General features: G+C 41.6%; 13 protein-coding genes. 7 read left to right on the forward strand and 6 right to left on the reverse strand.

Annotated elements, in window-relative coordinates; translation table 11 throughout:
* The first annotated feature begins 267 nt into the window (after window positions 1–267).
* The 7 genes from apcA (at window position 268) to NJ959_RS15260 (ending at window position 6,530) form a co-directional block, all read left to right on the forward strand.
* Window positions 268–753: an allophycocyanin subunit alpha gene (apcA, locus tag NJ959_RS15230; protein WP_254012587.1), complete on the forward strand. Its 486-nt coding sequence runs from the start codon at window positions 268–270 to the stop codon at window positions 751–753.
* Window positions 754–827: 74 nt separating this feature from the next.
* A complete protein-coding gene (gene apcB, locus NJ959_RS15235; protein WP_254012588.1) occupies window positions 828–1,313 on the forward strand; it encodes an allophycocyanin subunit beta in 486 nt (161 codons plus the stop codon).
* Between the two features lie 354 nt (window positions 1,314–1,667).
* Window positions 1,668–1,871: a rod-capping linker protein CpcD domain-containing protein gene (locus NJ959_RS15240; protein ID WP_254012589.1), complete on the forward strand. Its 204-nt coding sequence runs from the start codon at window positions 1,668–1,670 to the stop codon at window positions 1,869–1,871.
* Window positions 1,872–1,963: 92 nt separating this feature from the next.
* A complete protein-coding gene (locus NJ959_RS15245) occupies window positions 1,964–2,485 on the forward strand; it encodes a DUF29 family protein (protein ID WP_254012590.1) in 522 nt (173 codons plus the stop codon).
* Between the two features lie 193 nt (window positions 2,486–2,678).
* Window positions 2,679–3,908 (forward strand): FtsW/RodA/SpoVE family cell cycle protein, encoded by a 1,230-nt coding sequence (locus NJ959_RS15250; protein ID WP_254012591.1) that lies wholly within the window; start codon window positions 2,679–2,681, stop codon window positions 3,906–3,908.
* Window positions 3,909–3,924: 16 nt separating this feature from the next.
* Window positions 3,925–5,115: a hypothetical protein gene (locus tag NJ959_RS15255; protein WP_254012592.1), complete on the forward strand. Its 1,191-nt coding sequence runs from the start codon at window positions 3,925–3,927 to the stop codon at window positions 5,113–5,115.
* A gap of 203 nt (window positions 5,116–5,318) precedes the next feature.
* On the forward strand, window positions 5,319–6,530 hold the full coding sequence (locus NJ959_RS15260) for a flagellar assembly protein H (protein WP_254012593.1): 1,212 nt from the start codon (window positions 5,319–5,321) through the stop codon (window positions 6,528–6,530).
* Between the two features lie 72 nt (window positions 6,531–6,602).
* Here NJ959_RS15260 and NJ959_RS15265 read toward each other — a convergent pair whose 3' ends face one another.
* The 6 genes from NJ959_RS15265 to NJ959_RS15290 all read right to left on the reverse strand — a co-directional run bounded on the left by NJ959_RS15265 (window position 6,603) and on the right by NJ959_RS15290 (window position 14,275).
* The gene (locus NJ959_RS15265) at window positions 6,603–7,130 is read right to left on the reverse strand and encodes a tetratricopeptide repeat protein (RefSeq protein WP_254012594.1); all 528 of its coding nucleotides are present in this window, start codon (window positions 7,128–7,130) and stop codon (window positions 6,603–6,605) included.
* Between the two features lie 46 nt (window positions 7,131–7,176).
* Entirely contained in the window at window positions 7,177–7,956 is a 780-nt protein-coding gene (locus tag NJ959_RS15270) for a transporter substrate-binding domain-containing protein (RefSeq protein WP_254012595.1), read from the reverse strand.
* A gap of 172 nt (window positions 7,957–8,128) precedes the next feature.
* Entirely contained in the window at window positions 8,129–8,485 is a 357-nt protein-coding gene (gene rplT, locus NJ959_RS15275; protein WP_254012596.1) for a 50S ribosomal protein L20, read from the reverse strand.
* 45 nt (window positions 8,486–8,530) lie between these two features.
* Window positions 8,531–8,728, reverse strand: a complete 198-nt coding sequence (gene rpmI / locus NJ959_RS15280; RefSeq protein ID WP_254012597.1) for a 50S ribosomal protein L35 — start codon at window positions 8,726–8,728, stop codon at window positions 8,531–8,533.
* 523 nt (window positions 8,729–9,251) lie between these two features.
* A complete protein-coding gene (locus NJ959_RS15285; RefSeq protein ID WP_254012598.1) occupies window positions 9,252–13,838 on the reverse strand; it encodes a helicase domain-containing protein in 4,587 nt (1,528 codons plus the stop codon).
* A 131-nt stretch (window positions 13,839–13,969) separates the two neighbouring features.
* A complete protein-coding gene (locus tag NJ959_RS15290) occupies window positions 13,970–14,275 on the reverse strand; it encodes a helix-turn-helix domain-containing protein (protein WP_254012599.1) in 306 nt (101 codons plus the stop codon).
* Window positions 14,276–14,375: the final 100 nt, after the last annotated feature.

A 14,375-nucleotide genomic window follows, 5' to 3' on the forward strand; every position in this document is an offset into this window, starting at 1 on the left:
GAGTAGAAATGTTACAAAGTGTTGCGAACATAGTAAGAATGTGAACGATCTATCGCAGAATAATTGCGGAAGATAGCTCGATCAGTGACCTAATGTATCGCATAAAACTCCAAAGTATCTGGAAGACAGGAGTCGTTCAGGAAAGGGAGGGTGAAACCGTAAAGAGGCAAACACCTGTAATATATTAGGGAGAGCGGTTGAGCTGTTCGTTAACCCGAATGCCAGTTTAAACAGACCTGGTTATATATTTCTGGAGGAATTCCATCGATGAGTATTGTCACGAAGTCAATCGTGAATGCAGATGCCGAGGCCCGCTATCTCAGCCCTGGCGAATTAGACCGGATCAAGTCCTTTGTGACATCTGGAGAGCGCCGTCTTCGCATCGCTCAAACCCTGAGCGACTCGCGCGATCGCATCGTGAAGCAAGCAGGAGACCAACTGTTCCAAAAGCGTCCTGATATCGTTTCTCCCGGTGGCAATGCCTACGGTCAAGAAATGACCGCTACTTGCCTGCGTGACATGGACTACTATCTCCGCCTGATCACCTACGGAATCGTATCTGGTGATGTCACACCCATTGAAGAAATCGGTCTAGTGGGTGCCAAAGAAATGTACAAGTCTTTGGGTACTTCACTTGATGCCCTTGCTGAAGGTGTCCGTTGTATGAAGTCTGCCGCATCCGGCATGATGACTGGCGAAGATGCTTCTGAAGCTGGTTCTTACTTCGACTACGTGATTGGCGGATTGCTCTAGAGAGCAGTTCAAAACGCGAATACTCGTGTTTGTAAGTAAGTCTGAGACTAGGTGAAATAAGGAAATTACAATCAATGCAAGACGCAATTACCTCTGTTATCAACTCTTCTGATGTTCAAGGTAAATACTTGGACTCCTCCGCGATGGAAAAGCTCAAGGGCTATTTTGCCACAGGCGAACTCCGGGTGCGGGCTGCAACAACTATCAGCTCCAACGCTGCAACCATCGTCAAAGAAGCTGTGGCTAAGTCCTTGCTATACTCTGATAGCACTCGTCCCGGCGGCAACATGTACACCACTCGTCGTTATGCTGCTTGCATTCGCGACATGGACTACTTCTTACGTTATGCCACTTATGCTATGTTGGCAGGCGACCCCTCTATCCTAGATGAGCGGGTACTTAACGGTTTGAAAGAAACCTACAACTCCTTGGGCGTTCCCATCGGCCGCACCACTGATTCTATCCAAGCCATGAAAGAAGTCACCGCTAGCCTTGTTGGCGCTGATGCTGGTAAGGAAATGGGTGTCTATTTCGACTACATCTGCTCTGGCTTAAGCTAAGTCATTGAGTAAGGTGAGTTAACATCCGCCGATCGAGTAGGATGTTTTGTGAAGGTGTGGGAAGTCAATTGTGAGTGCTAGCTTGTTAAAGGCAAGTCTGGTTTTTGAATTGAAGCCGATAAGTTTTGACAGTATAGTATTGACAGTTGACTCCCTCACCTGATTAAAAGAACTAACTCTATAAATATTCTGGTTGTAGCGCCGCATCAACTAGGTCAAAGAGTTAAAGAGGATTAAGTTTGAAGCGGGGCGATTGCGGTTTTTGGAAATCGCATTTTCCGAAAGTTTTTTGTTCGCTTCAAAAACAGAATTGAAAATTAAAATTTTGTTGTTTAGATTGGGAGAAATACGATCGTGCGCATGTTTAAAGTGACGGCTTGTGTCCCTAGCCAAACTAGAACTAGGACACAACGGGAGCTACAGAATACCTATTTCACGAAACTAGTGCCCTTCGATAACTGGTTTCGCGAACAGCAACGGATCATGAAAATGGGTGGCAAAATTGTTAAAGTTCAGTTAGCCACTGGCAAACAAGGAACTAATACTGGGTTACTTTAATTCAGGCATTTTGCTTCTGAAGAAAAAGGGTCGTAGTGACCCTTTTTTTATTTCAAATAGTTCCTTGTGGCATGGACAAATATGGAGAATTTATGACTCAAGAACTAATAGATCTTAGAGCAAGTATCTTAGAGAGACGCTATGAAGATGCTTTGGCAATTATCGATGAACTAGAGGGGATGAGCAAACAAGCAATTCTGCGTAACATCGAATCCTTTCTAGTCAGGTTAATAATACACTTAATCAAAAACCAAATTGAGCAGCGTTTAACCAATTCATGGGTAGCATCTATTTCTGATTCTATTCGACAAATTAAAAAGCTAAATCTGAAAGATAACAAAACTTCTTATTACATAAATACCTCGGAATGGCAACCTTTCTTAGAAGAAGCGATTGAGGCGGCGATACGTCCAGCAAGTATTGAAGTGTTAAATGGACAATTAAAGCCATCTCAACTCTCAAAACAGCTAGATAGAACCCAACTGATTGTAGTAGCACAGAGGTTGATCGATCTAACATATCAGTATTCAGCAAAGGATTTACCTGGAATAGTCGATACTTCTTTAGCAGAATTGCCGGGTGCTTCAGATTGGCTAGAAAGCCAAGGATTGTAGAGGCAAAGATTTTTGATCGCGGTTTTCAGTTATCAAGTACACCCCAAAAACTCTCAGAAACCCGGTTTCTTCAAGAAACCGGGTTTCTAAAATGGCGATATTTTCCTGCTTGAGGCGGTAGTACCGAGTCGAGCGTCGTAGAATTAGTTACAATGCAGGGCAGTTCGGCATTGTTGTTAGCGATCGAGGATTAGTGGCTTTACGGGATCTAATTTCATGGGTAAACCCTCCCGCGCAGGATTGGGCAGTTGATGCCCGCTTATTGCGGTGGTTAACCTTTCTGTGGATGTTTATGGGGTTAGCGGTTTTATTCTCGGCATCTTATCCTAGTGGTGATGCGGAGTTTGGAGACGGTTGGTACTACTTTAAACGACAGCTAATCTGGATATCATTGGGTTTGGTCGGATTTAGCTTCCTAGTGCGATCGCCCTTGCGTTATATTTTGGGTATTGCCCATTGGGTTTTAATCGTACTGTTAGGGTTAATTTTCGTCACCCTCCTTCCCGGTGTCGGTACTACCGTCAATGGTGCAACTCGCTGGATATCCCTTGGTCCAGTGCCCCTCCAACCTTCAGAGTTAATTAAACCATTTCTGGTACTTCAGAGCGCTCGTATCTTCGGGCAATGGCAGCAAATATCGATTCGGGTTCGCTGTCTGTGGCTGGGTGTTTTTGCTCTGGTGTTAATGGGAATTTTGCTCCAACCCAACTTAAGTACAACTGCACTATGCGGGATGACGTTGTGGCTAATTGCTGTGGCAGGTGGATTGCCATTTTCTTACCTAGGAGGAACAGCTTTTGGTGGTTTTATGCTCGCTGTTATTAGTATCAGCATCAAAGAATATCAGCGGCGGCGGGTGATGTCGTTTCTCAATCCTTGGGCTGATTCTCAGGGGGATGGATATCAACTTATTCAAAGTTTACTAGCAGTTGGCTCCGGTGGTACTTGGGGTTCCGGATTTGGTTTGTCGCAACAGAAGCTATTTTATTTACCGATTCAGTACACTGATTTTATTTTTGCGGTATTTGCTGAGGAATTTGGCTTCGTCGGTAGCCTGGTAATCTTTCTGATGCTCATCGCTTACGCGACACTGGGGACGATTGTCGCGTTGAGGGCACGAAATTCAGTTCATCGGCTGGTGGCAATGGGCGCGATGATTTTAATTGTAGGACAGTCACTATTGAATATTGGTGTAGCAACAGGCGCTCTTCCTACTACAGGTTTACCATTTCCCTTCTTTAGTTACGGCGGTAGCTCGATGATTGCCAATTTGTGTGCCGCAGGGTTATTGATTCGGGTGGCTAGAGAGAGTAGGGAAGCTGAGGTTGTACCGATACAGCCAACACCTCCACAGTCGGGAGAAAGACGGCGGAGGAAGAGACAGAAAACTCAGTTACAGAAGGGTTGGGGAGTGAAGAATTAGGAAAGGGGGAAATTTTATGAAATACGTCATTTATCGCTACGCTATTTCAATAGTAGTTGTAACCTTCTATTGTGCTTCTCGTCCTTATCGAGTTTCCAGTAAGAGTGATGCCATATTAAAGGGTGTACCCTATTCGTTGTTATCCCTACTAGGCGGTTGCTGGGCTATTCCCTGGGGACCGATTCGGACAATACAGGCTTTGATTGTTAATTTCGGCGGTGGAGAGACTATCCTTAAGCAAACAAACCTTGAATCTGAAGAACCTACGGATAGAAAAGTCTCTCATACTTATCCAAATCTGGAACGAGTGAAAGCATCAATAAAAGCTTTATACAAGCATTTCTCTAGCCAGACTATTCACTTATTCTCAAACAGTATTTCACCTCAAGAGGTATCCATAACTCCTGGAGAAGATCCTATTATTGCTGCCCATCGTTTTGCCAGCGCGATTGTACGCCACTTAAATCTGCCAGAGGGATCGATCCTTGTCAATTACAGAAACAGTTTGAAAGTTGCTGGACAAGTTGAGCTAACACCGGAAAATGAGTATTTAGTAGAGCTACATGCACGATATAAGGAAAAGCAACATGACATTGCGGCAATATTAGCACATGAAATTACCCATGTTTTCTTGTACCGCGCTGGTTTATTCCTGCCAAATACATACGAAAATGAAATTTTGACGGATACTGCTTCTGTTTATTTAGGTATCGGATGGCTCGGCTTGAATGCTTACCGACTCACAGAAACTCAAGAAAATAATGGTTTAGGACAAACGCATATTCGATATCAAGAAGAACGATTAGGGTATCTTACCCCAGAAGAGTTTGGATATGTGCTTGGTAAACGATCAATTAAATTTAAGGAAAGAATAAATGGGTTGATTACGAATTATTTTGCAAAAGAAGCACTTCATAGAGGTTTTCGGAAAGCGAGGTTAGAGTATCAGCAGCCACCTATGAAAAATTGTGGCTTTATCAAAAATTTACTTTATAAATGGAACAAAAGACAGATTATAAATTTGACTCGCTCTGGAGAGTTAAAAGGACTATCGCGTTCATTTAGTGGGTACAAATTTGATATCTCTGATGAGATGAAGGTTGTGTTTGAATGTCCAGTATGTAGTCAAAAACTTCGTCTTCCTACTCATAAAAATATTCAAGCTCATTGTAGTATTTGTAAGTCATCTTTTGAATGCAAAACATGATTATCAGGGTATTTATCGGTGAGTTTCAGTTAGCGAAGATAGAAGGAAAAATTAGTTGATGGTGCGTTAGCAGAGCATAACGCACCCTACAGATTAAGTCTTTGGGGTAATGTTATTCTGGGATGGGCAGGATGCCTATCCTGAGAATGGTGCAAATTATCGAGTAAAATGGATTTGTCCAGTTGTGGGTATCTCAAACCCAAATGACACGATTTCCTCACGATCAATTTGCTAAAGATTATCTTAAAGAATTATTATCCCCTCTGGGAGAAGTTGAAACCAGCCGCGATGTATCATCAGAAGTGCGCGAGATTGATGTTTTCTTTACACCAACCTCAACAGAAACTCCCTATGGAATATCTCTGGGATTATTAGGAAAATTGGCGACAACTCCGGCGATTTTTGAACCATTTCGCAATGCCGTCACCCCCAGGCAAATTCGGAGTTGTATGGGTAAGCTTTTTGATGTTCATGCTGAGTTGGAAAGATTGTCTAAGCGAGAAGACAGGCGCATGACTGAGGCTCAATTACCTCTGTTATGGATTCTCACTCCCACTGCCTCACCTGCCTTATTAGACGGCTTTGGCTTTCAGGCAATAGCAAGAGTTGATCAAAATTGGACATCAGGAGTTTATTCTCTGGGATCTTATCAAAAAACCGGACTGATCGCTATTCACCAGTTACCGCGTACAAGGGAAACTCTATGGCTGAGGATTTTGGGCAAAGGTGGGATGCAAAAGCAGGCAATTGATGAATTAGCAGCATTACCAGAGGATCATCCACTACGGACAAATGCGCTAGAGTTACTATATAACTTACAAGCTAATTTGGAAGTTAATCAGCAGTTAGAGGCAGAGGATAGGGAGTTAATTATGGCTTTAGCACCTCTTTATCGACAACAGATAGATGCGGCTATCCAACAAGGCAAAATTGAAGGGATTCAACAAGGGATTCAACAAGGGGTTCAACAAGGGGTTCAACAAGGGGTTCAACAAGGGATTCAACAAGGGGTTCAACAAGGGATTCAACAAGGGATTCAACAAGGGGTTCAACAAGGGGTTCAACAAGGGCAGCGCTTGATTGTAGAAAACTTCCTTCGATTTCGCTTTGGGGAATTAGATGAGGGAATGGTAGCGGTTATAGAGCCTTTATCGGTGTTACCTGTAGAAGAGTTGACTTTGTTGCTGCTGAGATTATCTCAATTAGGAGGAGAATCTCCAGGAATCGAGGAAGGAAAGCGTTTGGTTGTGGAAAATTTCCTTCAAATTCGCTTGGGTAAATTAGATGAACAAAATATAGTTCGCGTGGACTCTTTATTGGCTTTGCCTCCTATTGAGTTGAGAGAGCTGTTACTGCAATTGTGTCAGTTTTCCCGCGATGAATTGTTGAGCAGGCTGGGAGAATTATTGGGTTGAAAATATAGATTTTATTCAGAAAATACAAATACTCCTCTGACAGTCAAAGGAGTTAATTAGTACTGAGGAATATCAGCTAGAAGTAACAAGCCGTTTCCGTAGAGACTCACATCGACGCTTTGCGGTATCATTTTTTGGTTCGTATTTCAGTACTTCTTCATAAGTTTCTACTGCTTGAGCGATTAATTTCTTTCGCTCGTAAGCATGAGCTAAATTATTTAGTGCTGTCACATAGTTGGGTTCTAGCTTTAAGGCTTCTTTGTACTGGCGAATGGAGATATCGTATTGCTCTTGAGCGAAGTAAGCAAAGCCCATCGCGTTATAAACTGGTGCTAAATTTTGTGAATCATCATCTGCTGCTTTAATGGCTTTTTGAAATAAAACAATTGATTGGGCGAAGAGATTTTTATCTAAATAGATACTGCCTAATTCGTAATATTCTTCTAATGTGCCGCGCTCGTTTTGGAGCTTCTTCTCTAACCGAGAGAGGACATTTTCTAGTTTACGAGTTTTGAGTACTTGGCGGATTACGGCAAAACCAGCAAAAGCAAGCAGTGCTACCAAAACAGAGAGATAAATAACTGGAAGTGAAATATCCATGATTGAAGTATAAGGGTTTTTGTATTCTTATCTGAACGAGAGGATGTTACGGCAAACCCCAAGCGGCAGCACGTTGAGTTAACCATCCTTCAGTTTGCCATCGTGCGATCGCACTGTTTATGCGTCGCCGCAACTGATTGTACTGCAATCCCTTTGGCATTATCACGCATAAGGCTTCTGCTGATAGGTTTCCGGGGAGGATTCGATAATCGGGATATTCTTGTATCCAGCCTGTGAGTAGGGTTGTATCGGCAGCAAAGGCATTGGCATTACCACTTTCCATAAGCGAGTGCGCTTCTTGGTAGGAATCAACCCCTACTAGCTTTGCCTCTGGTAAAGCATACCGCACTATTGCGATCGTGCTGGAGCCATTGAGTACGGCTATGGTTTTGGTTGCTAAATCCCTTAATTGAGTAATTGACTTATCTTTGGCAATCAAACCTGTACCATCTAGATAGTAAGGGATGCTGAAGTCTACTAATCTAGTGCGGGAATCTGTGATGGTGACTCTGGCAATAGTGAGGTCAACTTTACCCTCTAATACTAGATTAATGCGATCGCGGTTTATCACGGGTTGCAGTACTACTGCGTCGGGATTTCCCAAAAGTTCTTCAGCTAGGCGTTTGGCGATATCAATTTCTAATCCTTCTAGGTTACCATTGGCATCCCGAAATCCCAAAGGGCGAAGATTATCTTTTACGCCGACTATCAATTCACCGCGTTGCTGAATCTCTTCTAGAGAAGCTGCATTAACTGAGGCTGGAGTTATCCAAGATATCGCTAGTAACCCAATTGCCAAACTGATGTTAAAGAACTTTTGGAGCATTTGTTATTTGTTATTTGTTGTTTGTTGTTTGTTGTTGGGGCAATTGGTTTATATCCAATTGTTGTTTGTTCTGATTTTTTGTTACAGGATAACAAACGAATAATAAATTTAACAGGCAGGATGCCTGTTCTACAAATAACAAACAACCAATAACTAATAACAAACAACAAATTTAATTTCCTGCTTGAGCTGCTAATTCTACAACTTTGTGGAAACTAGTAGGATCGAGGACTGCTAATTGTGCTAGCATTTTGCGGTTGATTTGGATGTCAGCTTTTTTCATTTTACCGATAAACTGACTGTAGCTCATGCCATGTTGACGTACTGCGGCATTGATGCGGGTAATCCAGAGGCGGCGAAAATCCCGTTTGCGTTTGCGGCGATCCCGGTAGGAGTTGCGCAGCGCTTTCATCACCTGTTGATTGGCGGTGCGGAATAGTGTTGAGTGGGAACCTCGGAAGCCTTTGGCGAGTTTGAGAATTTTTTTGCGGCGTTTGCGAGCAACGTTACCGCGTTTTACTCTGGTCATTGTACTTAATTGGTTTTTACTAGTTAGTTATTGGGCGTGGCAAATCTACAAATAGGGCAGCATCAGGCGCACGTTATCGGCATCCCTTTCGTGAACATCACTTTTGCCGGAGATACGGAGTCTGCGTTTGGCGTTTTTGTGTTCTAGTAAGTGGCTTTTAAAGGCTTTACGCCGTCTAAGTTTACCGCTTCCGGTTACTTCAAAACGCTTTGCGGCTGCTCTGCGGGTTTTTAGTTTGGGCATGGACTGACTCTAATGAGGGCACAATCTCTGATTATACTATAAGTTGCCTGATTATAGACATCTGACTGGGTGACAACTATCGCTAAAAGATTTACAGGTTAGGCTTTTCAAGTCGAGCACATCAGGAAAAATTAGCTAAGAAATCTAATAGATTTGCGCCACACGGGTTAGGTGTGGCGCAAATTACAGTAGAACGGTTTTTCGAGAAGGTTTCCCGGCTTTATGAGCAAGATGGTTTCGGGCAATGTTAAGAAAGATGTAAAAAAGTAAAGAAAGGTGTGGTGACTGCTGGCTCATTCTGGCTTAACTCCCAAAACCAGTAGTTTAACTCGGTGCGCAGCCTAGGCGGCAACTTCTCTACGTGTGTGCGTATTGCTATTATTTTTGGGCTATCTGTGTAGGGTGTGGGGTGTGGGGTGTAGGGTGTGGAGGTATCTAAATTAAGTGCGTCACAGCTTATCAGGATGCCGAGTTAATTTCTCACAAAATATTGGCGTAGTCACTGAAAACCTTAATATTACTGTCACAAATCAATAGAAATTCTCCCAGTTAACCCTTGAATATCCAATTCTAAGCGGGATTTTAGGTCATCTACTAATAATTTCCCACTGTAACTGGAATGGAAGAAAGTAAAGCGTAACTCCTTGCCACCTGGGGCTTCGATGGCGGCATCACCAATGTTTATCTGGCATTGTTTAGCATCAACTCGCACTTCCCGATTGTTGAGAGAATCGGTAATGAGAACTTGCTTAGTCTGCTTCATTATTTTAATAACGAGGTGACGGAGTGTAAATTGGAGGATGTCATTCTCTAATTCCTTTATTTCTATATCACTTGGCAATCCTTGAATTGATTTTACTGTAATAGGTAAAATACCACTTAATTTACTTGCTTCCTGTTTGGGTAATTCAGGATTAATCTGAAAGATTGAGGTATTTTTGTCTTCGATGATTCCTGTGCCAAAAGAATTAATTAATTCTCTTTGAGGTATCGGGCGCTCTTTCGGTGCTGCTGGTGGCATCAGGGATATGGCATCGGGAGAAATTTGCCAAATTTGTGCTTTTTTGAGCAATTCCGATTGAATTTTAATAAAGTTTTGTGGCTTATTTTGCTGTCTGGCATAGTCAACATGTTTCTTTTTAGTGGCAATCCAGCGCTCTCTGGCAAATTGAGATACTTCCGGATCGGAATATTCCACGAATTGCTCGTAAAATTCCAGTGTATTTACCAATCCTCCCAGTTTTTCCAGAGCAATACCTACCTGCTGTATCGATAGATAATCCTGCCATTCCGGAATTGATAAAACTTGCTCCTTGATAAAGGCAGCATAACTTTTACGCTGCTCTTTATTAAGATCGTCTTTTTTTAATTCAGCCAGAGCTAACTCATAAACAATATCAAACTTTAATAAAGCCTTTTTAGGTTCAGATTCAATAACGTTATTTAGATACTTCACTATATTATCAATCACTTCGCCCCAGTGATTTTTGCAAAAAAAATACTGACAGAGAATAGTAAGTAGCTTGATAGGAGTTCCATCTTGGCTGGCTTTCTCAAAACATTCTTTAGCTTTGACTAATTGATCCAGCCAAAGATATACTACCACAGATTGTTGATACTGATGCTTAGTTTCTAGGGCAATAGCAACATACTGAAGCCAACGGCGATCCCGTGGCTTTCCAGCTTCCTCCCACTCAGTAATAATGACATCATATACCTCTACTTCCTGTAGATATGATAAACCATCAGGCATCCCCATTAACTTTGCTTGCGCCCGATGATATAGAGGATCTTGGGTTGCCTGACAAGCTTCCCACTGGAATATTGCCTGTTGATAATTTTTGGCGCAGTAGAAACAATCACCTGCGAGAAGATTGAGTTGGCGATCAAATTCTAATGTAGCTAATAATTCTCCAAATTTTTGCCATTCTTCTGATTTAACATCAGGAATATTTTTTAAAAGATTAATCCGATTACCATACTGTGTGATTGTTTTGTGCCATTGTTGGGTACTTGTTAGTTGTTCGTTGTTACTTGTTAATTGGTATTGCAGCTCGAACGCTAATGAGGTAAAATTATTTATCGCGGCTAAATCTTGGGGGTTAGCTGCCATAAAAATGCCGATATGTCGTTCAATTGTTTGAGTTTCTGGGTGTTGTTTGTACCAATTAACTAATTCGTGCCAACAGAATCCTTCCCAGAAACAATCCCAGGCTAGATTATGATTACCCAACTCCTGAAAACAAGTCCCTGCTTCCCTAAATTGCTCTTCAAATTTGAGCGCCCAAGCCTCGCAAAATTTAGCTTTGGTATTGTCACCGATATCGCTATAGAATTGCTTGGCGCGTCTGAGTAAACTGGGGTTTGCTGAGGTTAATCCCTTGGTTTCAAACTCAATTGCGATCGCAATTGAGTTTGATTCTTGCAATTCCTCCATAGTTTTAGGAGTACCGGGAGTTAAAGTTCTCACTTTTTCTTGCCAAAGCTCTGTATTTTTGGCAAATCCCACCATGGCTTGTAAGAGTGCCTCATCGCTAGCATATTGCCACAGTTGGCGATCCCCTTTTTCTGAATCTACAACAAACAGATACTCGGTGGCTCGGCTGGCGGCAACGTAGAGTTTATTGAAAAAATATTCAATCTTAATTTTCTCGTCGATAGCTTGCTTTTTGAGATTCCAGACGTTATTGTTGCAAGCTTCACCAAATTTATAGAGGATAACTTTTTTGAATTCTAATCCTTTGGCGGTAATTGCACTTAAAATATTCTTAATTGGCTCTGGAGATTGGAGATATAGGGCTGGTTTGTCTTCGATTAAATCTGTCCCAACAACTCTACTATTAAATTGGGTAAAAATTTGAGATAAAACCTCATCCGTACTAACATAAGCAGCTTCTTCTCCTTCTTCACAAGGAACAATAATTATTGTATCTTTAATGTAAGATGCCAGGGATTCTGTGGTAATATTTTGACCGATTATAAACTTCTGTGGTTCTGGGAAATTGCCGGGATGCCATGGAGTTTGAGGTTGAAGTTCGTGAATATTAAATAAGACGTGTCGCCATAACTGAATTAAGTTAATAAATCCTACAATAGGGGGACTGGAACGATAATTAAAAGTCAATTCTTGGAAATTAATTGCCAACTTTAATTGTGCCGCTGGATCAATTGCAGTAATTACCTCTCCCTCAAAAGCAGATTGAATGCTAGACCAACGAAATCCTGTAGGATTTAAAGTTTGAAAGGGATCTCCAGCAAAGGAAAATGGCAGACAACTAATTGGCTGATATCCTAAATTATATTGGGAAAATAAGGATAGCCGCATAATAAGCTGAAGCTCTAGGCGAGTAAAGTCTTGTGCTTCATCGCAGAAAATTGCTACATAATCTGGATTGTAGCACTTAAGTTGGATCACCCTAGCAATTAAATCTTGATCGTCCCAATAGCCTTCTTCTTGAGTAATGTGCTTGTACCAACGTTCCCAAATAGTATCATAAATACCTTGAAATTTCTCCAGATCGATAGTCCTTTCTTTCCGTGGTACTTCTTCCTGATAATCTTCAGGAGTCATCGGCTCTGGTTGCCCATAACCTTTAATAAAACTCCGAATAACATGCCAGGAAGTTTCTGGAGAATAGCGTCGTGATTGGCGCAATTGTAAAACTGCTTTATCGAATGATTCACTAGGACTTTTGCCCTGATAAAGTTGTTTAAAACGATGAAATGAAATATATTTCTCTGGGTTAAATAGATTTCGTTCTTGGAGTGGTAATAAGTTAAACAAGAATTTCTGAAAAGGCTGGAAACAGCGATCGATATCAGGCATCTCATCCCCCTGATTCCGTTCCGCCAAAAAACGGTGGTGAGAGGAAAGTAACCGCTTAACCCCATCTCTGGCTACCTCTAGTAACCGTTCATTATAGGTAAGAAATAATAACTCACCAGGAAGATTTTCCGAGCGGCGATGTCCCCGTTGATTATAATATTTTCGGTAGCAGTAATCAGCAAATAGATAAATCAGTATGGTAGACTTACCACTACCTGCTCTTCCGTTGATAAAGAGAGGTAGAGTACTGTTACCTCCAGAAGTAGAAACAGATTGCAAAATCTGTTCTTCTTCCGGTGAAAGAGCTAAATTTGCCTCTTCTCCTCCCTCAATTGCTAACCAACTTTCCTCATCTGCTAGGAGATAAGCAGGATAGGAGCGGCGGGCAAAAGGAGTTAATTCATGGAGATTTAATGTCTGTGATAAGATATTGGCACTATTTGAGCTATTAAACAGAGTAGTTTTATGACCAACTTCAGCAATTTCTTGGCTCGAAGGTTTCCGATTAAAGGCAGCTAAGAGAAACAATACCCCACCAATAGTAGCATCAGTAGTTTTGAGCTGACTGTAGAGAATATAGCGATCGCACTCTCCAAAAAGCTTTATACGATCGGGAGTACTTTGTCCATCTTCTGTTGTTAATACAGTTCGATCTTCTTCCTCTGTGAGGATTTCCGCCTCCAAGGATAAACTGTCACCATTGTCAAGATCTATATCTATAGATAATGGTGCATTTCCCGTATTGATTTTAGCAACCAATTGATAATAAAGATGCCAATCTTTTTTAATTTCCGGTTTGCTGAAATATTTTACCCACTCTTCAGTTTCGCAGATTACCCAATCTCCATTTGTTCGTTCCATTTGCCAACCAGGAGGCTCCAACCAGGGACGGAGATTTTGCGGAAGTGCAGGAATTTCCTCGATCTGATTTTCCCGGATTTTGCTAATAGCAATTTCCTCTCGAATTAAGGCAAAATCTAATTGAGATTCGAGATGAGTTTTGCCATAATCTACTGGCGCATCCAGAAACTCCTCGTACTCTCGTGCGCCTCGGTTAAAAATCTCCAACAAGCAGAGGATATCCTCATCATCAACCTTAACGACTCGACAGATGAGTCTGTGATTGAGGATACGCCGCTTTAAATAAGGATAAACTATCTCAAAATGAGCTTGGACTTCATCAAGGCGCTGAGACTCCAACTCATGACAGAGCGCATTAATGCGATCGCGAATATTATACCTTTGGGCTTTATGATTAAACTCCGAGGTGCGATAGACGTACATTGCTCTCTTTCCACTATTGCCAATTTTCGCATCTATGTCCTATCTTATCTGGTTCTTTAGGAAAATGGGGACTATTGAATTGTATTTTTTAATTCGCTGTTCAATATTCAGTCCAATTTATTGGACTACAATTATGCTACTTTCGAGATGACTTCTACCTTCACTTCCATCCCCGCTTTCCCTAGCAAATTAATTAACTTATCCACACTAAATCGACTGATTTCACCCTTCATTAAATTACTAATCCTCGGTTGCGTTTCTCCCAAAAACTCTGCCGCCTCTTTTTGAGTCCACCCTCGCTTCTGAATATAAGAACGTAAATCTAACATAAGATCAGCTCTTACCTTGAGATTTATTGCTGCTTCTGCCTCGAAGCCCAAATATTCAAATACATTGTTGTTTCCTAACACAATTTTGAACGTTTTTTCCTGATTCATTTTCAGGTTTCTCCATAAACGCGATCGCAAGACTCTAACAAGAGAATAAATTTCCATACAAAACCCACCCCACCCCAACAATCATCACCCCCAAATCTTA

Origin of the sequence: Limnofasciculus baicalensis BBK-W-15 (genome assembly GCF_024178385.1) — a bacterium.
Lineage (GTDB): Bacteria > Cyanobacteriota > Cyanobacteriia > Cyanobacteriales > Coleofasciculaceae > Limnofasciculus > Limnofasciculus baicalensis.